Genomic DNA, 22,077 nt, shown 5'->3' with positions numbered 1-22,077 from the left:
CGCGCCGATGTGCACCGGATGACGCGGGAGGTAAAGGGTCAGCCGCCGCCCATCTTCTGCCAGATCTCCCGCACCCAGGCCACGAGATCCTCGACCCCGTCCACCCGCTTCTTGCCCTTGAGCAACGCGTCGATCATCTCCAGCGCAGCCCCGCGCTCATCCCAGCACAGCCGGATCGTCACTGCCAGTTGTGCAATCCGGAAATCTGCCTCCTTCCGCAAGGCACTGCGCACATCTTCGGAGCCGACCATCATCTGCTGTCCCAGCAGCCGGTCGATGCCATCCGCCAGATCATCCAGCACGGCCAGATCATCCGGGTCCAGCGGCGCGTCATTGGGGTCAAGCAACCCGATCCCGCGTCGGAGATCCGCCAGCAGGTCCCATTGATCCGTCGCGGGGTCTGTCGCCACCTCACGCAGCGGCGCGATCCTGGTAAAGGTCGCCGCAAAATGCGTATGTGTCAGCTCTGACAGGGCCGCAACCCGGTCGCACAGCCCCTCATGCAGCGGCGCGCCAAGCTCCTCCTGAGCCCCTCATCGCCCTGAATACGCTCCAGATCCCGGCCAAGCTGCACCAGCCGCCCCACCCGCAAATGCTGGTGATCCTCGGCCCGGTCGAGTTCCGCCAACACTTTGGACAGGAAACTCGCCGCAGCGCCCGCGCCCTGCCGGCCGCCTTCTGCCGCCAGCGCGTCCCGCAGATCCTCGATGGAGTCCCGCAACTCCTCCGCATCATCCAGAAACGACCTCAGCCGGTCCGGGTCCCGCAAATGCTTCAGGTCGCTCTCAAACGGAACCATCCGCATCAATCGGTACTGGTGGTCAAAGCTGAAATTGCTGAAGGCCGCCCGCAGGAACCGCTCCCGCTCACCCTGGACCACTTGCCCCGCCCGCCACGCGTCGAACAGCGGCGCGATCCGCGCGTTCACATCGGCATCGCCGCCCTCCCAGAAGCCCTCATCCTGCTGCGCGATTTCCAGCAGCAGTTCCGTATACCCCTCCGGCAAAGGTCCACCCGCCAGCATCCGCTCATAGAAATCCACCCAGAACCCGCACTCGGGATCCGCCTCCCACCGCGCCTGCACCCTCGCCCATATCTCCCCCAAACGCTCCGGCACCCCATCCGCCCACAATTCCGGCCAGCCCCCCGCCCCCCCCTTTCCTGCAAAAAAGCGGCGTCGGAGGCCGCGAAGGCGGCGGCGTTGGCGGCGGAGGCGGCGTTGGCGGCGGAGGCGGCGTTGGCGGCGGAGGCGGCGTTGGCGACGGAGGCGCGGGAGGTGGAGGCGTTGGCGGCGGAGGCGGAGGCGGAGGCGGAGGCGGAGGCGGAGGCGCCCCTGATATCGGCGGTTGGCACAAGAGCCGCAACCGCCGTTATCAACACACTGCGGCTCACCAGATGATCTGTCAAATCATCATCCCGTGACACCGCATCCCACCACACCGGCGCCACCCGCAGCGCCGCGCGGGACGCGATGAACAGCGCGTCCTCCCGCGGCCGCCCCTCCAGCCAGCGCTCAAGACTCTCTCGGTCCGTAGTCTCAACCATCCCGCGCAGCCTGCCCCGCCCCCTTGCCCCGCACAAGTCCCTTCTTTGTGTCCCGAAATACCCCGGGGCAGCGGCTCACAGGGACGCAGGGGCAGCGCCCCTAATAACAACGTTCCCGCCGCTCAGGTTATAGCACTGCGCAAGGTCTAAAAGGCCCAACCGGAGCTGACGCACCTCTCGCCGCCAGGCGACCAAACACGGTCATGCGACGGCTTGCTGGCCCCGATCCTGGTCGCGGATGCGGTCGCTCTCGGCTTGCTTGGCGGCCTCCCAGAACGCATCCAGCTCCTCCAGCGACAAATCCGCAGGGCTCTCACCCGCGGCCGCCAGCGCCGTTTCGAGAAAGGCGAAACGGTTGTGGAACTTGTCGTTGGACGCACGCAATGCGCTTTCCGCATCGACCCCCAGATGCCGGGCTAGGTTGACCACCGTAAACAGCAGATCCCCAACTTCCTCGAAAATCTCCGCCGGGTCAGCTTTTTGCCGGGCGTCTGTCAGCTCGCTCGCTTCCTCGATCAGCTTTTCGGTCACACCGCTGATGTCCGGCCAGTCGAAACCGACCCGCGCCGCCCGCTTTTGCAGCTTTTCAGCGCGCATCAGCGCGGGCAGACCCAGTGCCACCCCATCCAGAGCCCCCGTCTCGTTGCGACGCGCGCGCTCCCTGGCTTTTTCCAGATCCCAGTCGATGACTTGTTGTTCGGCACTCTTGTCGCGGCTGTCGGTGCCAAAAACGTGAGGATGCCGGGCGATCATTTTTTCGGTGATGCCATTCACCACGTCCTCGAGGGTGAATGCGCCGACCTCCTCGGCCATCCGTGCGTGAAACACGGACTGGAACATCAGGTCGCCTAGCTCGCCGCAGAGATCTTCCATATTGCCGCGCGAGATCGCGTCTTCGACCTCGTAGGCTTCCTCGATGGTATAGGGGGCGATCGTGGCAAAGGTCTGCTCGACATCCCAGGGACAGCCGGTTTCGGGGTCCCTCAGCCGCGCCATGACCTCTTTCAACCGCTCCAGACCTGCGGGCGTCTCGAAAATACGATCGTCCTTCTGCGTCATGACGGACCTCCTCACATTCGACGGATGCAATGCGAATATATTTCGCGCTATGCTGGCAAGCCTGCCCGATAATTTCATTAACAAGGATTCCCCAAAAAGGATAGGCGAGCAAAAAATGAGCCGAATGCAGACTGCATCCGGCTCATCTGTGATCATGAGGCGGGGGAGCGAAGACTAGGAGGCCCCCTCGACAATCAGAGCTCAGGTTTTCGGATAGCCCAGCTTTTTCAACCGTTCGCGAATTTCCTCGATAATCGCGGGATCATCAATGGTGGCGGGGGTGTTGAAGTCCTTGCCATCAGCGATCTGGGCCATGGTCTTGCGCAGGATTTTACCTGAGCGCGTTTTGGGCAGACGGTCCACGACAGTGGCGAGTTTGAAGGCCGCCACGGGGCCGATCTTTTCCCGCACGAGTTTGACCAGTTCGCCGCAGACTTCGTCATCGGTTTTCTCAGTACCAGCCTGAAGGGTGACGAAACCCATGGGCATCTGCCCCTTCAGCGCGTCCTCGACCCCCACAACGGCGCATTCGGCGACGTTGGGATGGGTGGCAAGGACTTCTTCCATCTGGCCGGTGGAGAGACGGTGACCGGCGACGTTGATCACGTCATCGGTGCGCGACATGATCCAGAGATAGCCGTCTTCGTCCATCATCCCGGCGTCGCCCGTGGCATAATAGCCGGGGAACTCATTGAGATAGGAACTCTGGAACCGGTCCTCGGCCTGCCAGAGGGTCGGCAAAGTGCCTGGCGGCAGGGGCATCTTCACCGCAATGGACCCCAGCTCGCCATGAGGCATTTCGTTGCCCGCCTCGTCGAGAATGTGGACGTCATAGCCCGGCATCGGCACGGTCGGGGAGCCGATCTTGACCGGCAGTGCCTCAATGCCCGCCGGGTTGCCTGCAATCGCGAAGCCAGTCTCGGTCTGCCACCAGTGGTCGTAGACCGGCACGCCCATGACCTTGCCCGCCCATTCGATGGTATCGGGGTCGGCGCGCTCGCCGGCCAGATAGAGCGCCCGCAGGCCGGAGATATCGTGACCCTGCATGTAGGACGCATCCGGATCGTCCTTGCGGATCGCGCGGATGGCGGTGGGCGCGGTAAAGAACGCCTTGACGTTATGTTCGGCAATCACCCGCCAGAAGGTCGATGGATCGGGGGTACCGACGGGCTTGCCTTCGAACACGATGGTGGTGTTGCCGTGGATCAGCGGGCCGTAGCAGATATAGCTGTGCCCCACGACCCAGCCCACATCCGACGCCGCCCAGAACACTTCGCCCGGCTCCACGTTATAGATCGACTTCATCGTCCAGTTCAGGGCGACGAGATGCCCGCCGGTGGCGCGGATGACACCTTTGGGTTTGCCGGTCGTGCCGGAGGTGTAGAGGATATAGGCCGGATGATCGCCCTCGACCGGCAGACAATCGGCCAGCTCGGCGCCCTCCTGAAAGGCATTCCATTCATGGTCGCGGCCCTCAATCAGATCCGCCGGCCCCGCGTCGCGCTGCAACACAACGCAGAAGTCAGGTTTATGGCTGGCCTGCTCGATCGCGCCGTCAAGCAGCGGTTTATAAGCCACGACGCGGTTTGGCTCGATCCCGCAGGAGCCCGCGATGATCGCCTTGGGACGCGCATCGTCGATCCGTGTGGCCAGCTCATTCGCCGCAAAGCCCCCGAACACCACGGAATGCACCGCCCCGATCCGGGTACAGGCCAGCATCGCCACCAGCGCCTCGGGCACCATGGGCATATAGATGATCACCCGGTCGCCTTTGCCGACGCCACGTGCGGAAAGAGCGCCGGCCAGTCGGGCGCAGCGCTCTTGCAAGTCGGAGTAGGTGATTGTGGTCTTGGTGCCCGTCACCGGGCTGTCATGGATGATCGCGGCTTGATCGTCGCGACCGCTCTCCACGTGACGGTCCACGGCGTTGTAGCAGGTGTTCGTCAACCCATCCGGAAACCAGGCCCTGTTGCCGTCAGCCAGCGCGGTTTCAGGAAATTTGCTCCAGTGAACGGCTTTCGCCTGCTCCATCCACCACCCCTCGGGGTCGGCTTTCCATGCGGCGTAAACGTCACTGTATCCCATCACTCGTATCCTCCTGAATGCTAACAGGAGGATTGCTCAGGTTGACCGACCGGGCAACAATTTCACGCTAACTGTTTGCGCGAAACACCATCTTGCGGCCCTCTTCATTGGTCAAAATGACCACCGGGCCGCTAATTTCCGACTGGGTCATCGCGTTCAGAGCCTCGGTAAAGGCCGCCTCGGCGTTCATATCAATGCAAGCCTTGCGGGTCATTGCGATGGCCGAAGTCTCGAACCACGGGTACGGCGCCTTCAGATCCGCGCGGTATGAGTTGCACGGTGCCTGACCCGCGATCTTTCCCTCTTCGGGGAAGGTCAGAGTCGCGCGACCGTCAAACGGCACACCGTCGATGCTCTCCAGAAGGTAGGTCTCTGTCGCGTCGGCATATCCCGCCACGGTCTCGTCCTTCGTCTGGCAGCCCGCCAGCGCGATCAGGGCGGCGGCAGTCAGGATGATCGGGGTGTGTCGCATGAAAACTCTCCGTTAGGTCTCGGAGATCAGGTAGGGTGCCCGCGCGGGTTTCGCCACCTCTGGTGACGCAACGGCGCGGGCGATCCCGTTAGTGGACGGACACGGGAGCCATGTCGTTCTGCCGCGCCACGCTGAAGGCCAGACGCCGTCCGGCGACCAACGCCAGACGCTCGCCCTCGCTGTTGTGTACAGCATACAGGTTTTGCAGATCCCCGGCCTTCTCGCGCACCTCCTGAGGCAATTCCTCGGCGGATACGGAGCGCACATAGACGATATTCTCAGGGGTCTCGATCAGATCGGTAAACGTCTCTTCCATAGCGATCTCTCCTCAGGAAATGTCGATCTTGCGAATGATCTGCTCGGGCAGAGAGCGGGACAGCTCCACATGCAAGAGCCCGTTCTCCATCCTCGCACCTGTCACATCAACGCCGTCCGCCAGCACAAAGGTCCGCTGAAACTGACGCGCGGCGATGCCACGGTGCAAAAACACCCGGTTGTCCTCCGGGTCCACCTGACGACCCCGGACCACAAGTTGTTTGTCCTCAACCGTGATCGCCAGATCGTCCTCGGCAAACCCCGCGACGGCGAGCGTGATCCGGTAGGCGGTTTCGCCCAGTTGTTCGATATTATAGGGAGGGTAGCCTCCCGCATCCGACTTGGCGGTGCGTTCAACCAGACGTTCGAGGTCATCGAAGCCCAGCAGGAAGGGATGCGATCCCAAAGCAAGTTTCGTCATCGACAGGTCCTTTGACAAAGCGACTGTACCATGGAGCGGCCCCGAAGCGGCAACCGGCTCCTCGGGAACATAAATGGGAAGTTTTATGCCACATGACAAGACTTGCCCCTTGCCGCAGCGCCCAACCGATGTACTCTCCTCCCCATGGACGGCACACTGGAATCGACCCCCACGATGACGGAAACAGAGGTGCTTCGGGTCAAACTCGAAGTGCTGCGCCGTGAGCATCGGGATCTTGATGACGCGGTCAACGCGCTTCAGCACTCAGGCCGGGCCGACATGCTGACGCTCCAGCGGCTGAAGCGGAAGAAACTCCAGCTCAAGGACCAGATAGCCCAGATCGAGGATCAGCTCCTGCCTGATATCATCGCCTGACCTGCCTCCCCCATGTTGCGGAGGCTTCGTCCCCCCGCTAGTGTCGCGCGCAAATTGATCAGGGAGCAGAGCATGGCAGATGTGGGCATCATCATGGGCAGCCAGTCCGATTGGCCAACCATGCAGGAAGCAGCCCGGATTCTGGACGAGCTGGGCGTGACCTACGAGTCTCGCATCGTTTCCGCCCACCGTACCCCCGACCGGCTCTGGGACTACGGCAAGACCGCCGCAGAGCGCGGGCTGAAGGTGATCATCGCCGGTGCCGGAGGTGCTGCGCACCTGCCGGGCATGATGGCGTCGAAAACCCGCGTTCCGGTGGTGGGCGTCCCGGTCCAGACAAGGGCGCTTTCGGGCGTCGACAGTCTCTACTCCATCGTCCAGATGCCGCGCGGCTTTCCGGTCGCCACCATGGCCATCGGTGCGGCTGGCGCGGCCAATGCGGGATTGATGGCCGCCCAGATCCTGGCGATCTCCGACCCTGATTTGGCGCAACGTGTCACCGACTGGCGAAACGCCCTCTCGGCCTCGATCCCCGAGACGCCCGAAGATACTGACTGAATCGCCTCCAAAGGGACCCGCCCCATGACCAAACCTCTCTCCCCCGGCGCGACCATCGGTATTCTAGGTGGTGGCCAGCTGGGCCGGATGCTCTCCGTCGCGGCCTCCCGGCTGGGCCTTCATGTCCACATCTACGAGCCCGCCGCCAACCCGCCCGCATCCGAGACGGCGGACCGGATCACCACGGCCCCCTACGAAGATCACGACGCGCTGACGGCCTTCGCCAAAGACTGCGACGTGATCACCTACGAGTTCGAGAACATCCCCACCGAAGCGCTGGATCTCCTCGAACAGCACCGCCCCATCCGTCCCTGTCGCGAAGCGCTCCGCATCAGTCAGGACCGCCTGACGGAGAAAGGCTGGCTTGCCGATCTGGGCCTTCAGGTGGCTCCTTTCGCCGACATCAAAGACGCCGCCAGCCTCGACACCGCCCTGGAAAGGATCGGTGCACCCGCCATCCTGAAAACCCGTCGCTTCGGCTACGACGGCAAGGGGCAGGCGCGGATCAACGCCCCCGAAGATGCCGCAGATGCGCTGGCCTCCCTGAACGGCGCCCCCGCGATCCTCGAAGGCTTCGTCTCCTTCACCCGCGAAATCTCGGTGATCGCCGCCCGTGGCCTCGACGGTCGCGTGGCCTGCTTCGATCCCGGCGAGAATGTCCACCGCGAGGGCATCCTGCGGACCACCACCGTGCCCGCCACCATCCCCCACAGCCTCGCCACCGACGCCGTCCTCATGGCGTCGCGCATCCTGACCGCGCTCGACTATGTGGGCGTCATGGGCGTCGAGCTTTTCGTCACTGACACCGGCCTCGTGGTGAATGAAATAGCGCCGCGTGTGCACAATTCCGGACACTGGACCCAGAATGGCTGCCAGATCGACCAGTTTGAACAGCATATCCGCGCGGTCGCGGGCTGGCCTCTGGGCGATGGCAAACGCCATTCCGATGTCGAGATGGAAAACCTGATCGGCGAGGACATGGACCGGCTGGCGCAAATCGCAGCCGAGCCCGGCGCCGCCCTGCATCTCTACGGCAAGGCCGAGACCCGTCCCGGTCGCAAGATGGGCCACGTGAACCGCCTGCGCTAAAGACGTGGACGGCTCAGCCCCAGTGCCACGCCGCCAATCACCACCGCGCAGGACAAGATGAGGCGCAGGCTCAGCGCCTCTCCCAGCAACACCACACCCGCACCCACAGCGATGACCGGCACGGTGAGCTGCGCGAGCGCAGCCCGGCTCGCTCCCAGCCGGGGCAACACCTGATACCACAGCGCGTAACCCAGCCCCGATGTGACAGCGCCACACAGAATTGCCAGCCACCAGCCCACGGCATCCATCCCGCCACCCGGCCAGACCAGCCACACAAGCCCCACCACCGGCACCGCGCCAATGAAACTCGTCGCTGTCATCCGCATTGGAGCACTGGTTCCCCGCCCCCTGAGCGAGTAGATGCCCCAGCCAATTCCGGCGATGGCCATTAATATCCCATGCCGGGGGGACAGTGCCGCCTCGCCCGGCCAGAGCATCCAGATGAGCCCCGACAAAGCCGCGAGAACCCCAACCCAGCGCCGCATCGGGATCTCCTCCGCCACCAGAACGCCCCCCGAAAACATGGTGACCTGCACTGCGGCAAAGAGGATCAATGCTCCGGCTCCTGCGGGCAACGACACATAAGCCAGCGAAAACCCCAGCATGTAGAGGCTCAACGCCGCCACATTGCGCCAGTCGAACGCGCGCACCAGCCCGCCTCCTGAGAGGCCAACCAGCACCCCCAGAACCACCGCACCGGAAATCAGCCGCACCAGTGCGAAATCCAGCGGCGCCGCGTGCCCTCCTTCGACAGCAGCCCGGTTCAGCAGCGAATTCGCCGCGAAGGCGATCATCACCAGCGCCGTGGTCAGGCTCAGCCGCACGAGGCCGCTCCTCTTTTTGTCTGAAAATACCCGAGACAGACGCCAGCCAAAGCGCGCGTCACCGGCCCTTGAAGAGCCCCCCGAGCACGCCGCGCACGATCCGCCGCCCGGTGCTGCCTTTCAGCTCCTTCACCAGCATCTCGGTCACGGCCCCGGCGAGGCTCTCATTCTCCCGCGAGCGACTGGAGGACCCGCGGGAGCTGGACCGTCCCACCTGCGGCGCATCGTATCGCCGCGACCGGCGCCGCTCTGCTTCTGCCGCCTCGGCCTCTGCCTCGCGACGCTCCGCCTCCTCGGCCTCGCGGGCTGCCGTATCGGCCCGTCGTTTCAGGACTTCAAAGGCGCTCTCACGGTCCACCACGGCCTCGTATTTCCCGGCAATCGGAGAGGCTTGTATCACAGCACGGCGTTCCGATTCCGTAATTGGACCCAATTGCGAAGAGGGCGGCCGGATCAACGTGCGCTCGACAATCCCGGGCGCGCCTTTGGGCCCCAGAAAGGATGTCACCGCCTCGCCGGTGCCCACGTCCCGGATCGCATCTTCGGTGTCGAACCGCGGGTTCGGCCGATAGGTCTCGGCCGCGCGGGACAAGGCCTTCTGATCGCGCGCGGTAAACGCCCGGAGCGCGTGCTGCACACGGTTGCCCAACTGACCCAGAATATCCTCTGGGATATCGTCAGGGTTTTGGGTGACGAAATACACTCCGACCCCCTTCGACCTGATCAGCCGGGCGACCTGCTCGACCTTGTTCACCAGCGCTTTCGGCGCGTCCTCAAACAACAGATGCGCCTCGTCGAAGAAGAAGATCAGCCGCGGCTTGTCCGGATCACCGACCTCCGGCAGTTCCTCGAACAACTCGGACAAGAGCCACAACAGAAAAGTGGCGTAGAGCTTGGGCGACGACATCAATGTCCCGGCATCAAGGATATTGATCCGCCCCCGACCGTCCGGGTCCACGCGCATGATATCCGTCAGCTCCAGCGCCGGTTCACCAAAGAGCTTTTGCCCGCCCTCATTCTCCAGCACCAGCAGGTCACGCTGAATCGCGCCCACGGAGCGGGTCGAAACATTGCCATAGCGCAGCGACAGCGCGTCGGCATTTTCACCGATCCAGACCAGCAACGCTTGCAGATCCTTCAGATCCAGGAGCGGCATCCCCTGCTCGTCGGCCACGCGAAACGCGATGTTCAGGACCCCCTCCTGCGCGTCCGTCAGCCCCAGCAGACGCGACAGCAGCAGCGGCCCCATCTCGGTCAGCGTCGTGCGCACCGGATGACCCTGTTCTCCGAACAGATCCCAGAAGGTGACCGGGAAGGCGTCGTAGCCGTACCGATCCGCGAACCCGATTTTCTCCGCGCGGGAGGTAAACGCGCCGTGGAGCTTGAAGTCCGGGCTGCCCGCGCGCGCGAGGCCCGACAGGTCTCCCTTTACGTCGGCCAGAAACACGGGAACGCCCTGCGCCGAGAAGCTCTCGGACAGGATCTGGAGTGTCACCGTCTTGCCTGTCCCCGTCGCCCCGGCGATCAGCCCATGCCGGTTGGCCGCTTTCAGCAGCAATTCCTGCGCATCACCATACTCCGGCCCACCGCCGCCGACGAAGATATCTTCCATGGGGTCCCCCTGATGTTCTTTGCCGTGACCATACCGGTTCCGCCTGAGCATTCCAGCCCGCAGTCTCCGCACGGAGAGGCCATAAACCGAAGTTCTCAAATCGAAGAAATTGACGATTTTGGCTGTTGACGGGAGCCATATTAGAACCTAGCGTCACGGCATAATTATAAGCGGTACAGTCCGCCAGGGAGAGAAATGGGATGGCCTCGCGGATGTGGGGCCATTTCTTTTTGGGTAACGTCGCTCATCCGCCCTGCGCCACGCGCGATCACCTGCCAGTGAATATTTGCGGGACTGACATGGGTCTGACGACCTGCTAATCGGATCCCGAAGACGTTCAGAACAACCATATGGATCATTTTATGTCCGACCTGCTCAAGTCGCTTTCCCTCGCCGCCGTGATCGCTATGGCGGGTCCTGCCATCGCCCAGGACGCGGGCAATGCCGACGCGCCTGCTGAAAACGCCGCCGAGACCGCAGCCCCTGCGGGCGATGTTGCCACGCCGCCGCTGAACATGGGAGAGCCCGTAGACGGCCCGCAATCGCCCGAGCGTCCCGGTCTCACCGTAACCGAATTCGGCGATTGGGAGCAGCGCTGCGTGGACGACGCCCCCGAAGGTGCGCCGCGCTGCCAGCTCTACCAGCTCCTAGCTGACGAACAGAATAACCCGGTGGCGGAAATGACAATCCTGCCGCTGCCCGCCGGTTCTCAGGCCGCCGCCGGCGCCACGATCATCACGCCGCTGGAAACCTTGCTGACCCGGTCGGTGGTCCTCTCCGTCGATGGCGGCGCGGCCAAGCGCTACCCCTTCGAGTTCTGCGCCCCTCAGGGCTGCTTTTCGCGCATCGGCCTGACGGGAGACGAGATCGCCCAGCTCAAGCGCGGTGCGTCCGGTCAGATGGTCATCGTGCCCGCCGCAGCTCCTGATCGGCAGATCACGCTGAAAATCGGCCTGTCCGGCTTTACCGCCGGGTTCGATGCGACCGCCGACGCCAACGCGGCCCAGTAAAGACGGCCTTCGTTAAAGAAAAAGGCCGGGCATCTCGCCCGGCCTTTTTGCGTCGAGAGCCCAGTCGTTTCAGATCGCGCTCAGGGCCAGCACGGCGTTCAGCCCACCAAAGGCAAACGCGTTCGAGAGCACAACACCAACCTTTGCCTCGCGCGCCTCATTGGGCACCACATCCAGCGCACATTCGGGATCGGGCTCTTCATAGTTGATCGTCGGCGCGATCACCCCATCCCGCAACGCCATGATGCAGGCGAGAAGCTCCACCGCGCCGGTGCCACCGATCAAGTGACCGTGCATCGACTTGGTCGAAGAGATCATCAGATCATTGGCGTGATGCCCGAACACGTCGGCCACCGCCGCGCATTCAGTCTTGTCATTCGCAGCCGTGCCCGTGCCGTGGGCGTTCACATACCCGATCTCAGAAGGATCGAGACGCGCATCGCGTAACGCGCCAGCAATAGCCCGCGCTGCGCCTTTCTTGGAGGGCATGACGATGTCCGCCGCATCAGATGACATGGCAAAGCCCGCCACTTCGGCGAGGATCTCGGCCCCCCGCGCCTTGGCACGCTCGTATTCCTCGAACACGAACATGCCCGCGCCCTCGCCCTGCACCATGCCGTTACGGTTCGCGGAAAACGGACGGCAGGCGTCGCGGGACATGACCCTGAGACCTTCCCAGGCCTTCACGCCACCAAAGCACAGCATTGATTCCGAGCCGCCGGTGAGCATCACGTCGGCGAGGCCGGACCGGATCATCTGAAACGCCTGCCCCATCGCATGGTTTGACGACGCACATGCCGTGGCAACAGTAAAGGACGGGCCCTGCAAATTGTACTGCATGGAGATGTGGCTGGCGGCCGCGTTGTTCATCAGCTTTGGCACGACAAAGGGGTGAACCCGGTTCTTTCCCTCTTCGTACACGGCCCGATAATTATCGTCCTGGGTCTGAAGCCCCCCTCCGGACGTGCCCATCACCACGCCCGAACGCTGCGCCAGTTCGCCCGAGAAGGTTATACCCGCTTGCGATACCGCCTGCTCTGCGGCCAGCAGTGCGAACTGGGTAAAGCGATCATACAGGGCGATCTGCTGACGGTTGAAATGTGCAGTTTCATCATATCCACGAACCTGCGCGCCGATCTTGACCGACAGCCGATCCACGTCGCGGATATCCAGCGGCCCGATGCCACAGCGCCCTTCCGCCATGGCCGCCCAGGTCTCAGCCACATCGCCGCCCAGTGCGTTCACCGTGCCTGCGCCGGTGATGACAACCCGCCTCATCCCTTCTGAGCCGTCACCAGCCCCTGCACCGCGCCGATGATGGCCGCGACCGAGGAGATGTCGAAGTCACTTTTGTCGGGCTCGTTTGCATTGAACGGGACCTGAATGTCGAACTCTTCCTCAATGGCGAAAATCGATTCCACCAGCCCGAGCGAGTCTATCCCCAGATCCTCAAGGCTCTGATCCATGGTCACGTCCCCGGGCTCGAGCATCGCCTGCTCGGCCAGGATCTGCACCACCTTGTCATGCACAGTATCAGCCATCATGGCGCCCCTTTACGTCTGGACGGTCACTTAATCATCACCGTCGCTCTTGGGAACCGCTTTTTCAGCAGCAAACAGGCGGTTCATCACCCGCGGCAGACGGCGCATCGCTTTGTACATATCCACGTGGGTAGCCATCTTGACCGCCGGGTACCCCAGCATCACCTGCCCTGCAGGAACCTTCGACAGAACTTTCGTGCCGCCACCAAAGATCACATCAGACCCGACAGTCAGGTTATCCGCGATCCCCGTCTGGCCGCCACAGATCACACGATCCCCGAGTCGGGTAGACCCCGCGATCCCGGTTTGGGCGGCGCACAGGCAATCCTCGCCCATCACCACGTTATGCGCGATGTGACAGAGATTGTCGATCTTGCAACCGCGCCCGACCACAGTGTCACGGATGGTGCCACGGTCGACACAGGTACTCGCCCCAAGTTCCACATCATCCCCGATGCGCACCGAGCCGAGCGAATGAATCCGGGTCCAGCTTTGCGCCACGATCTCCCCCTGATCGCCAAGGCTCTCGCGCGCTTTCTCGACACCCGACTTCTCCGGCGTCACAAAGGACAAGCCATCGGCACCGATCACACAGCCGGGCTGCCCGATGAACCGATCCCCGATGACCACCCGCGCCCCGATCCGCGCCCCGGAATGAAGCAACACATCGTCGCCGATCCGCGCCTCCTCAGCAATACTGCAATGGGAAGCGATCCGGGCATTCTGGCCAATCCGCACGCCACGGCCGATTACCACGAACGGACCGATGGCTGCGCCATCGCCAATCTCCGCCGACGGGTGGATGATCGCGGTCGAGTGGACACCAGGCTCAATCTCCGGTCCAGCATCAAGCCGGGCCGTCAGATGGGCCATCGCAAACCGGGGCCGCGCCACAAACAGCGCCGCTTCCAGCCCCAGCGCACGCCAGTCCGCGCCTTCCCAGAGAATCGCAACCCGCGCCTGCCCTTGCGTCAGGCCCTCGGCATAGGCCGGCTGCATCGCCAGCGCGAGATCCTCCGGCCCCGCCCCTGCGGGCTCTGCAGCGCCGGTGATTTCGAGGCTGCCATCGCCTTCGAGCCGCGCGGAAAGAGCTTTGGCAAGGGCGCTGATCGTATACCGCATGGGATCTCCGATGTTTGAACGTGGCGGGAACTTACCCGCCAGCGGCCACGGATGCCACCCGTTCCTCAACGTCCGGCACCGTCAGACCCTCGGCCTCCAGCGCCCGCCAGATCCGCGCGTCGCGCCCGTAGATATCGGCGCGGTATTCCATCCCTCCGCCGGGCTTCGGGATCGCCGTCCGGTAGATCAGATGCACCGGCACCGGCTCTTCCAGCATCACCGTCCGCTCCTGCCCTGTCGCCCGGATCCCCTCAAACAGCCCGCGCGGGTCATCCGACTGCTCGGCCAGCAGCGCTTCGGCGAACTCCGCCGGATCATCGAGGCGCACACAGCCATGGCTGAACGCGCGCACCGGCTGCGAAAACAGGCTCTGGGACGGCGTATCGTGCAGGTAGATGTTGTAGGGATTCGGAAACATGAACTTCACCGACCCAAGGGCGTTTCTCGGTCCCGGCGGTTGTCGCATGGAGTAAGGAAAACTCCGCGCACTGTATTTGCTGAAGCTTCGCCCCCGGCTCACCACCCGTCCGCGATGATCGATGATCTGAAGATGGCTCACAGCGCCTGGGTTTTTCCGCAGCCGGGGCAGGTATTCCTTTACTACAATTGACCGGGGGACGTTCCAACTTGGATTTATGACCATATGGGTCATCACGTCGGAAAACTCCGGGGTTTCACGGTCCGGGACGGCCTTGCCGATCACGCTACGAGTGCGAAAGACTTCTTCCCCCGCATCGATCAGCCGGGCATGGAAATCCGTCAGATTGACAAGGACATGGCGACGCCCGCGCTCGCCAGGCCCCCATCGCTCGCGCTCCATCGCCACCAGAACCGCGCGCAGTCGGTCGCGCGCACTGACGTTCAAAGCCGCAATGGTCGCGGGTCCGGCAATTCCGTCGGAATGCAAACCGTGGTCAGCCTGAAACCGCCGCACGGCTTCGGTTATCACGTCATCGAAGACCGTCTCTGAGCGTGGGTCGAGATAATTCATCAACACCAGCCTGTTGCGCAGGGCGACGACCGCACTTCCTTGATCGCCCAGCTCAAGTCGTCCGGCGCGGATCTCGGGTCCCCACCCGCCCTCCAAAATCAAGGTCAAAAGCCTCTGACGCTCGGAGACAAGTCGGCCATACTCCGGCCCCGGCGGCACCAGCGCGGACAGGATGCGGGACAGATCAGAGCTTTTCGCAAGCCTGACCAAAGTCGCGGGATCGTGCGCTCCGGGTTGGCGCTTGATTGCCGGCACCACTCGTCCCGGCTCCAGAACGCCGAACCGCAGCGCATCGGCAAATTCGACAAATCGACGGGTGATTTCGACATCAAGCCGCATCAAATCGCTCTGCGTGCGCGCACCCGCAAGGAGTTCCCGAAGCGCCTGCGATCCATAGCGATCAGGCGGCAGGCCATGCAGATCTGCCGAATCAGCCACCGCCAGAAACGTCGACAACCGGGCCCGCTGCGGGTCCGAATGCCCGAGCCAAAACAGGTCGTCCTGCCCATCGGTATAGAACGCACCGATCGTCTCATCACCCCCCGCCACACGCGCCAGATGAATGCCCGCCGTCACAATACCCTCTGCGGTGACAGAGGGCGATGGTAAAATACATGTGAGCAAGGCACACAGTCCGATGCGGCGCATTCTGGCCAAAGTAACAAACACGTGCAATTTCGCCCTGATCTTGTTGCGCTTTCTGCTCAAGACAACACGATCTTCCAACCGCCACAAGGCCCCGCACCAATGATGCATCGGCGCTTCACCCGAGAAAAAAATTTCATCCCAACCAAGGAATTTCATGATCTGGGCAAAATTTTGCCTGATTTGGGGTGTCTGGTAACCCTCGTCGGTTTGATCTTTCTCTCTTGCCGGCTGCGTGACATAAAGCGTTAGATCTGAACCACACGAAGCGGCGCAACAACGCCGCCTAACCCATACAGGTCAAGACACGGGGCTGAACTATGATTAAAGAGACAGCCGGACTTAGCCGGCGCCATCTTCTCGGGGTATTCGCAGCCACGACCCTCACTGCAGCACCAACGTATTCACATGCGTTTGGGTTCCTTCGGGGCGCTGGAGATATTCGAAGGCTCCGTATGTATTCTGGTCGAACCGGCGAGAGCATCGACACGATCTACTGGGTCGAGGGGAACTACATCAAAGATGCGCTGAACGAGATCAACTACTTCATGCGCGACTGGCGGAACGGTCAGACGAAGCAGATCGACACGCGGACCATCGACATTATGTCGGCCGCCCATAATCTGCTGAACACGTCCGAACCTTATATGCTGGTCTCTGGCTATCGCTCGCCGCAAACCAACGCCATGCTCCGCCGCCGGTCATCTGGTGTGGCCAAGAACTCCAGGCACCTTCGGGGCGAAGCTGCCGACCTGACTATGAAATCGCGGTCAGTAGCACAGATCTTCAGTGCGGCATCATCGTGCCGTGCCGGTGGCGTCGGGCGCTACACGCGGTCGAAATTCGTTCATATGGACTGTGGCCCGGTCCGGTCCTGGGGAAGCTAAGGCTAGACTTTCGGTGATACACAGGGGGCGCGTTGCGCCCCTTTTTTGTTTCTCTGGGAGCTTTTTGGAGCAAAGCGTCAAAGCTCGTGAAACTGACGGGCCTGCCCTTGCGTCCAGTTTACCGTGACGACAAAGCCGTCGTCGGTCTGCTGTTCCGCTTCCACGACACCCTGATCATAGAGCCAGGCGCGTTGCTTCCCTGACGAGAAAGACAGGATCAGCTCCTTACGCATCCGCACCTCATCCAGCGTGTGCTCGGCCTCCGCCAAAAGCGCTTCGACCCCCAGCCCCGTGAGCGCTGAGACAACGACTACGTCTTCCCGACGTTCAGCTTGACGGATGAGGGCCAGTTGTTCCTCCTCTGCAAGCAGATCGACCTTGTTCCAGACTTCGATTACCCGCGTGTTCTCGTCGACCCCAAGATCAGACAGAATGCGCCGCACGTCCGCGTCCTGCGCTTCGGTCTCGTCATGGCTGATGTCGCGGACATGGAGGATCAGATCGGCGGCGAGAACCTCTTCGAGCGTGGCCCGGAACGCCGCGACGAGCTGCGTCGGCAGTGACGAGATGAAGCCCACCGTGTCAGAGAGAATGACCCTGCGCCCCGAGGGCAGATCCACCGCACGCATGGTGGGGTCCAGCGTGGCAAAGAGCATGTCTTTCGCCATAACATCTGCACCAGTCAAACGATTGAACAGGGTTGATTTTCCGGCATTCGTGTATCCGACGAGCGCAATGATCGGAAACGGCACTTTGGCGCGGGCCGCCCGATGCAGCTCTCGGGTCTTCACCACTTTGGCCAACTGACGCCGCAGCCGCGTGAGTTGCTCGTCAATTGCGCGGCGGTCCGCCTCGATCTGGGTCTCGCCTGGTCCCCCGACAAAGCCCAAGCCCCCCCTCTGCCGCTCCAGGTGGGTCCAGGCGCGAACCAGCCGGGTACGCTGGTAGCTCAGCGCCGCCATTTCGACCTGCAAAACGCCTTCCCGGGTCCGGGCGCGGTCTGAGAAAATCTCTAGGATCAGCCCAGTCCGATCCAAAAGCTTGGTCTTCCAGGCCTTTTCGAGATTTCTCTGTTGCACGGGGGAGACAGGGCCATCGATCAGGACCAGACCGATCTCCTGATCCGTGAGCCGCTGCCGCAGCTCTTCGAGTTTTCCACTGCCAAAAAGCTGGCCCGGATGCGCTTTGGGCAGGCGAACCACTTCGCCCCCAACAACTTCCAGACCGGGCAAGGCATGGGCTAGCGCCATGGCTTCCTCAAGGGCGGGTTGAGGGTCCTTACGATCCCGGTTCGTCTGAATATCGGGGTGCAGAACCCACGCGCGTGTCGTCATGTTTACTCAATTCCATCCAGCGCGTGAGAGGCTGCAAATCAGGGGGCGGTATCGCCTTCGTACAACTGGATTGGTTGCGACGGCATAATCGTCGAGATGGCGCCCTTGAACACCAGCTGCGACTGTCCATCCCGGCGCAGCAACACGCAGAAATTATCGAACCAGGTGATCACGCCCTGCAACTTGACACCATTGATCAAGAATATCGTCACCGGCACCTTGGTTTTGCGGACGTGGTTCAGGAAGGTTTCCTGCAGATTCTGTTTGTCACCGGCCATTCCGAAGGGTCCCTGTCGTTATTAGTTCTTTGAGGCACCATAGTTGGCACCCGATATTGTGCGCCCGAGTATGCATCCCTTGGGGAGATATACCAGCTTCAATTTTATCAGCTGCGCCACACGTTTCGGGTGAAAAGTGCGATGATTGCGAGCAGCTCCAGTCTGCCAAGAACCATCGTCATTGCGAGGATGGCGCGGGCTAAGGGCGTCAGACCGCTGTAGGGGATCGGTTGCGCCGCTGCATCGGTTGCCAGCGGTCCGGTATTGGAGAGCGCTGCGATCGACAGCACGATCGCTGATTCGAAATCCACGCCGGCCAGGGACAAGGCCGCTGTGCAGGCGGCGATGGTGATCGCAAAGAGCATGAAGAAAATCCACGCCACAAACGCCCCTTGGCGCCGAAGCCGACGCCCGGACGAGCCCGCAGCCCCGACCGAGTTAGGATGAACAAGGAGCTCCATCTCGCGCACACCGTGGGTGTAGAGGGCATAGATCCGGAGCAGTTTCACCCCTCCGGCGGTGGTCGCGACCCCGCCCCCGAAGAGGCTCAGACCCACGAGGATCAGGCCCGCCGAATCGAGATTTGACCACGTCCGGGCCTCTTCCAGAGACGCGCTGACAAAACCGGTCGTGGTGAGAAAGCTGAGCGTCGTAAACACGGCGCCCCAAAGCGCTCTGAGGGCCTCGGCCACGGTCGCGGTTTCTTCGGCCTCGATGGAGGCCACAAAGTGACGCAGGAACAACAGGCCCGGCACCGTCACAAGCAGCACCAGCGCAAGGCGTATTTCGGGGTCTCTCAGGATATCGCCCCGTTCGCGAGTCACATAATCCCGGCGAAAGGTGAGACGTGACACTGCAAAGAAGAGGAACACAAAGATAACCATCTCCGAGGCCAGCCCGAGGTCATCAAGCGTTCCCGGAACAATTCCGGAGGTGGACATTGTGGACATGGCGAGGATGGCTCCGGTCGTGCCCGCATGACCCGCAAAAGAGAGAATGAACCATAGCACAAGCGTGAGACCGACATAGATCGGCGCCAGACTTTGGGTGTAGCGCCAAAGGCGTTCGCCGGCTTCGCCCGAGCGGCGCTCGCGCAGGGCCTGGCGGCCAGCTGCCGTTACATCCGTCGAAATGACCTCGAATCCCCCGAGATTCAACGGTGCCAGAATGGCGAGGGCCGACACCCAGAAGAGCAGCCCACCCATCCACGCCACCATGGCCCGCCAGAGGTCCAGTGTCGGAGGCAGCAGACGGATTCCGTAGACAGATCCGCCTGTGGTGGTGAGGCACGAGATCATCTCGAACCACGCGTGGGTCAGGGAGGTATCCCGCAACGCCTCGCGAAATGGCACGGCCAGCATGAGGGGCAACAAGACCAGCGCACCCGTCAGCCCGAGGAGCTGTCCGCGCACCCGTGCCGGTCGGTCGCGGCTGCTGAGCGCGATGGCCAGCATGACAAAGAGCACGCTGAAGATGAGCCCGGAATAGAGAAAGGCCCGGGCGGTGAACAGATATCGCAATTGATAGGCGTGGATGGCCGGAATGAACATCGACACCGCGCCGATCCCCTGCAGGATCAGCGGAAACGGCAGTCTCTGGAGCGCGGCCCACATCAGAAGAAGTCGATCGAGACCTGGAACAGCCGCTCGACCTCGGGCACGTCCGCCGCCAGCGCAAAGATGACGATGACATCGCCCTCCTCAATCCGCATCGATCCCTGAGGCTTGACCACGCGGCCCTGCTTTTCCACCGCCCCCACCAGTGCACCTTCGGGAAAGTCGATGTCGCGGATCAGCCGTCCCGCAATCGAAGAGGTCGAAAGCACCTGAGCTTCGATCACCTCCGCATCCGCATCGCCAATGGAGTAGACGTTACGAATGCGCCCATGACGCACATGACGCAGGATCGAACTGACCGTCGTGGCCCGCGGGTTGATGAAAGCGTCGATTCCCAAGGGCTTCATCATGCTTTCGAGGGTCGGGTCATTAACAAGGCAGATCGCCTGCGCACACCCCGCCTGCTTGGCCCGCACCGCCGCCAGCATGTTGGTTTTGTCGTCATCAGTGACGCACAGGACGGCATCGGCGCGATGGATATTGGCTTCGCTCAGCAGATCGTAGCTGAGGCCGTCACCATGCAGCACGATGGTCCGCTCCAAACGGTCGGCCGCGCGCTCGGCAACGGCACGGGACTTCTCGATCATCTTCAGCCGGACACGATTCCGCTTCGCCTCGATCCGCTCCGCAACCCCGAGGCCGACATTTCCGCCGCCGATCACCACAGCTCTTTCGAGCCTCCGGGTCGTTTTTCCGAAAATCTCAAGCACCCGCTTGCGGTCGCCGCGGGGTGTTATGACGTAGATCTCATCTTCCTCAAAGAGCTGGTCCCCCGGTTCCGGCGCCCAGAGCTGCCCGCCACGCCGAACGCCGACAACGATGGCCCGGAGGGTTGAGAACAGGTCGGTCAACTGGCGAAGAGGGGTGTGCAGAACCGGGCAGTCAGGATCCAGCGCCAGTCCCAGCAACTCAACCTCGCCGTCTAGGAAGAACTGGTGGTCGAAGGCCGCCGGGACAGAAATCCGACGCATGGCAGCATCGGCCACCTCTTTCTCGGGCGAGATCAGCACATCAATGGGCATGTGATCGCGCCGGTAGAGATCGGAATACATCGTGTCGAGGTAGGATTGCGCGCGCAGGCGGGCGATCTTGCGTGGCACCGCAAAGACCGAATGCGCCACCTGACAGGTCACCATGTTCACCTCATCGGAATGGGTGGCCGCAATCACCATGTCCGCGTCCCGCGCCCCGGCCCGGTCCAGCACATCGGGGTAAGATGCATGTCCGACGATGCCCTGAACATCGAGCGCGTCGGTGGCTTGCCGGACCCGGTCGTCATCGGTATCCACGACGACGACATCGTTCAATTCGCCAGCCAAATGCCGGGCGATCTGCCAGCCTACCTGCCCCGCGCCGCAAATAATGATCTTCATACCCGCCTCTTTGCCGATCAGGGCCTCGTGCTTCTGGCACGGCTGGCAGCGCCGTTCAAGTCGCGGTGAAGACGCGGCACCACCATCCGTTCCGGGAACGAGAGCCGCTTGACGCGCCTAGTCGTAGCCACTCGTCTCGCACTGGCCGTTTTCGTAGGCGATATTCATGTTCGGCGCCTCAAACTCCTAGTCTCCAATAGTAAAGATATATTTGGCCCCATCATCGCTCAGCGAGGTTCTCGATTCCAGAGGTTCACCGCGTTCCTTTGACAAGGCATAGATCTCCACGGAGAAACGCGTTCCCTCGACCAGAACCTGACGGGTTTCATCGTCAAGGCGGCAAGTCTCCGTGCCGTCATTTGGCATGGATTGCCACGTCAGACACAAATCACCCTCCCGCCCAATCACCGACCTGACATGAGATTTTCCGTCAAAAGGATGTTTGAACCGGCAGCTATAGGGTTCACAGGCCTCAAGGGCGTTCGCATAAGCCAGCGGGGCAACAATGCACTCAGGCAGATCAGCTTCGGAGGAGCTCGCCTCCGGGGCCAGAAAGTAAGCTGCACCGGCAACGGCCGCGCCAGCGAGCACGACACTGAGAAGTTTAATATTCAATCCTAATCTCCAATTGGTTCGCCCTGAACAACACCCATCCCATTGTTTTTGCGATATAACACAGTGTCTCCGTCAGGTTTCAGGCGCAGCATTTGGTATTTTTGCAGCCGGACCCCTGCAATTTCGAGCTGCGATATGAAGCCCGGAAAGCCTTCCCCGGAGCAGGATGATCTGCTGCGCGCGCGACGGGTCGGGATGATCGACATGCGCCACGAACTGGTGAAGCTCGCCGCTCTGATCGACCGGGAGGTGTTCGAGCGGGAACGGGCCGGGTTGTTCCTGTCGCAGACCGGTCGCCCTGCCACGCCGA

24 protein-coding genes and 1 pseudogene are annotated in these 22,077 nt (G+C 62.3%); 7 read left to right on the top strand and 18 right to left on the bottom strand.

The window, feature by feature from the left end:
- Nucleotides 1-38: 38 nt before the first annotated feature.
- Both FEV53_RS00125 and FEV53_RS00120 read right to left on the bottom strand, forming a co-directional pair.
- A complete protein-coding gene (locus FEV53_RS00125; protein ID WP_142832782.1) occupies nt 39-410 on the bottom strand; it encodes a hypothetical protein in 372 nt (123 codons plus the stop codon).
- Between the two features lie 50 nt (nt 411-460).
- Complete coding sequence (locus FEV53_RS00120) at nt 461-1,084, bottom strand: hypothetical protein (RefSeq protein ID WP_142832781.1); 624 nt, start codon at nt 1,082-1,084, stop codon at nt 461-463.
- A 135-nt stretch (nt 1,085-1,219) separates the two neighbouring features.
- Here FEV53_RS00120 and FEV53_RS20690 point away from each other — a divergent pair, with 135 nt between their 5' ends.
- Nucleotides 1,220-1,399 (top strand): hypothetical protein, encoded by a 180-nt coding sequence (locus FEV53_RS20690; RefSeq protein WP_185962030.1) that lies wholly within the window; start codon nt 1,220-1,222, stop codon nt 1,397-1,399.
- Nucleotides 1,400-1,746: 347 nt separating this feature from the next.
- On the opposite strand, the gene mazG is transcribed toward FEV53_RS20690, so the two are convergent.
- The 5 genes from mazG to FEV53_RS00090 form a co-directional block, all read right to left on the bottom strand.
- Nucleotides 1,747-2,604 (bottom strand): nucleoside triphosphate pyrophosphohydrolase, encoded by an 858-nt coding sequence (gene mazG, locus FEV53_RS00110; RefSeq protein ID WP_142832780.1) that lies wholly within the window; start codon nt 2,602-2,604, stop codon nt 1,747-1,749.
- A gap of 201 nt (nt 2,605-2,805) precedes the next feature.
- A complete protein-coding gene (locus FEV53_RS00105) occupies nt 2,806-4,689 on the bottom strand; it encodes a propionyl-CoA synthetase (protein WP_142832779.1) in 1,884 nt (627 codons plus the stop codon).
- Between the two features lie 67 nt (nt 4,690-4,756).
- Nucleotides 4,757-5,161, bottom strand: a complete 405-nt coding sequence (locus tag FEV53_RS00100; RefSeq protein WP_142832778.1) for an META domain-containing protein — start codon at nt 5,159-5,161, stop codon at nt 4,757-4,759.
- An 88-nt stretch (nt 5,162-5,249) separates the two neighbouring features.
- The gene (locus tag FEV53_RS00095) at nt 5,250-5,477 is read right to left on the bottom strand and encodes a DUF1150 family protein (RefSeq protein WP_142832777.1); all 228 of its coding nucleotides are present in this window, start codon (nt 5,475-5,477) and stop codon (nt 5,250-5,252) included.
- A gap of 12 nt (nt 5,478-5,489) precedes the next feature.
- Entirely contained in the window at nt 5,490-5,897 is a 408-nt protein-coding gene (locus tag FEV53_RS00090) for an Hsp20 family protein (RefSeq protein WP_142832776.1), read from the bottom strand.
- 174 nt (nt 5,898-6,071) lie between these two features.
- Here FEV53_RS00090 and FEV53_RS00085 point away from each other — a divergent pair, with 174 nt between their 5' ends.
- The 3 genes from FEV53_RS00085 (at nt 6,072) to FEV53_RS00075 (ending at nt 7,919) form a co-directional block, all read left to right on the top strand.
- Nucleotides 6,072-6,272, top strand: coding sequence for a YdcH family protein (locus FEV53_RS00085; protein WP_142832775.1), 201 nt, complete (start codon nt 6,072-6,074; stop codon nt 6,270-6,272).
- Nucleotides 6,273-6,344: 72 nt separating this feature from the next.
- A complete protein-coding gene (gene purE / locus FEV53_RS00080; protein ID WP_142832774.1) occupies nt 6,345-6,830 on the top strand; it encodes a 5-(carboxyamino)imidazole ribonucleotide mutase in 486 nt (161 codons plus the stop codon).
- A gap of 24 nt (nt 6,831-6,854) precedes the next feature.
- Nucleotides 6,855-7,919, top strand: coding sequence for a 5-(carboxyamino)imidazole ribonucleotide synthase (locus FEV53_RS00075; RefSeq protein WP_142832773.1), 1,065 nt, complete (start codon nt 6,855-6,857; stop codon nt 7,917-7,919).
- Here FEV53_RS00075 and FEV53_RS00070 read toward each other — a convergent pair.
- Both FEV53_RS00070 and FEV53_RS00065 read right to left on the bottom strand, forming a co-directional pair.
- Complete coding sequence (locus FEV53_RS00070; protein ID WP_142832772.1) at nt 7,916-8,743, bottom strand: DMT family transporter; 828 nt, start codon at nt 8,741-8,743, stop codon at nt 7,916-7,918. The genes FEV53_RS00075 and FEV53_RS00070 overlap by 4 nt on opposite strands.
- A 58-nt stretch (nt 8,744-8,801) precedes the next feature.
- Nucleotides 8,802-10,355: a helicase HerA-like domain-containing protein gene (locus FEV53_RS00065; protein ID WP_142832771.1), complete on the bottom strand. Its 1,554-nt coding sequence runs from the start codon at nt 10,353-10,355 to the stop codon at nt 8,802-8,804.
- Nucleotides 10,356-10,717: 362 nt separating this feature from the next.
- On the opposite strand from FEV53_RS00065, the gene FEV53_RS00060 reads away from it, so the two are divergent.
- A complete protein-coding gene (locus FEV53_RS00060; RefSeq protein WP_142832770.1) occupies nt 10,718-11,365 on the top strand; it encodes an invasion associated locus B family protein in 648 nt (215 codons plus the stop codon).
- Nucleotides 11,366-11,434: 69 nt separating this feature from the next.
- Here the strand turns inward: FEV53_RS00060 and FEV53_RS00055 are convergent, their stop codons facing one another.
- The 4 genes from FEV53_RS00055 to FEV53_RS00040 are packed head-to-tail and all read right to left on the bottom strand — an operon-like array spanning nt 11,435 to nt 15,595.
- Nucleotides 11,435-12,643 (bottom strand): beta-ketoacyl-[acyl-carrier-protein] synthase family protein, encoded by a 1,209-nt coding sequence (locus FEV53_RS00055; protein WP_142832769.1) that lies wholly within the window; start codon nt 12,641-12,643, stop codon nt 11,435-11,437.
- Nucleotides 12,640-12,906, bottom strand: a complete 267-nt coding sequence (locus FEV53_RS00050; protein WP_142832768.1) for an acyl carrier protein — start codon at nt 12,904-12,906, stop codon at nt 12,640-12,642. Before FEV53_RS00050 ends, FEV53_RS00055 begins: the two co-directional genes overlap by 4 nt.
- Before the next feature lie 30 nt (nt 12,907-12,936).
- Nucleotides 12,937-14,028, bottom strand: a complete 1,092-nt coding sequence (lpxD, locus tag FEV53_RS00045; RefSeq protein ID WP_142832767.1) for a UDP-3-O-(3-hydroxymyristoyl)glucosamine N-acyltransferase — start codon at nt 14,026-14,028, stop codon at nt 12,937-12,939.
- 31 nt (nt 14,029-14,059) lie between these two features.
- Entirely contained in the window at nt 14,060-15,595 is a 1,536-nt protein-coding gene (locus FEV53_RS00040; RefSeq protein ID WP_246100687.1) for a L,D-transpeptidase family protein, read from the bottom strand.
- A 389-nt stretch (nt 15,596-15,984) separates the two neighbouring features.
- Here FEV53_RS00040 and mepK point away from each other — a divergent pair, with 389 nt between their 5' ends.
- On the top strand, nt 15,985-16,551 hold the full coding sequence (mepK, locus tag FEV53_RS00035) for a peptidoglycan L,D-endopeptidase MepK (RefSeq protein ID WP_142832766.1): 567 nt from the start codon (nt 15,985-15,987) through the stop codon (nt 16,549-16,551).
- 77 nt (nt 16,552-16,628) lie between these two features.
- On the opposite strand, the gene hflX is transcribed toward mepK, so the two are convergent.
- The 5 genes from hflX to FEV53_RS00010 form a co-directional block, all read right to left on the bottom strand.
- On the bottom strand, nt 16,629-17,885 hold the full coding sequence (gene hflX / locus FEV53_RS00030; RefSeq protein ID WP_142832765.1) for a GTPase HflX: 1,257 nt from the start codon (nt 17,883-17,885) through the stop codon (nt 16,629-16,631).
- 38 nt (nt 17,886-17,923) lie between these two features.
- Nucleotides 17,924-18,163: an RNA chaperone Hfq gene (gene hfq, locus FEV53_RS00025; protein ID WP_142832764.1), complete on the bottom strand. Its 240-nt coding sequence runs from the start codon at nt 18,161-18,163 to the stop codon at nt 17,924-17,926.
- A 107-nt stretch (nt 18,164-18,270) separates the two neighbouring features.
- On the bottom strand, nt 18,271-19,776 hold the full coding sequence (locus FEV53_RS00020; protein ID WP_142832763.1) for a potassium transporter TrkG: 1,506 nt from the start codon (nt 19,774-19,776) through the stop codon (nt 18,271-18,273).
- On the bottom strand, nt 19,776-21,152 hold the full coding sequence (trkA, locus tag FEV53_RS00015) for a Trk system potassium transporter TrkA (protein ID WP_142832762.1): 1,377 nt from the start codon (nt 21,150-21,152) through the stop codon (nt 19,776-19,778). Before trkA ends, FEV53_RS00020 begins: the two co-directional genes overlap by 1 nt.
- 186 nt (nt 21,153-21,338) lie before the next feature.
- The gene (locus tag FEV53_RS00010; RefSeq protein ID WP_142832761.1) at nt 21,339-21,767 is read right to left on the bottom strand and encodes a hypothetical protein; all 429 of its coding nucleotides are present in this window, start codon (nt 21,765-21,767) and stop codon (nt 21,339-21,341) included.
- A 135-nt stretch (nt 21,768-21,902) separates the two neighbouring features.
- Between FEV53_RS00010 and FEV53_RS00005 the strand changes: the two are divergent.
- Nucleotides 21,903-22,077 (top strand): annotated as a pseudogene (locus tag FEV53_RS00005) (IS5/IS1182 family transposase); the annotation flags it as partial.

Source organism: Palleronia caenipelagi (genome assembly GCF_007004065.1).
In the GTDB taxonomy this organism is placed as follows: domain Bacteria; phylum Pseudomonadota; class Alphaproteobacteria; order Rhodobacterales; family Rhodobacteraceae; genus Palleronia; species Palleronia caenipelagi.
This window is presented reverse-complemented; position numbering and strand designations above follow the sequence as displayed.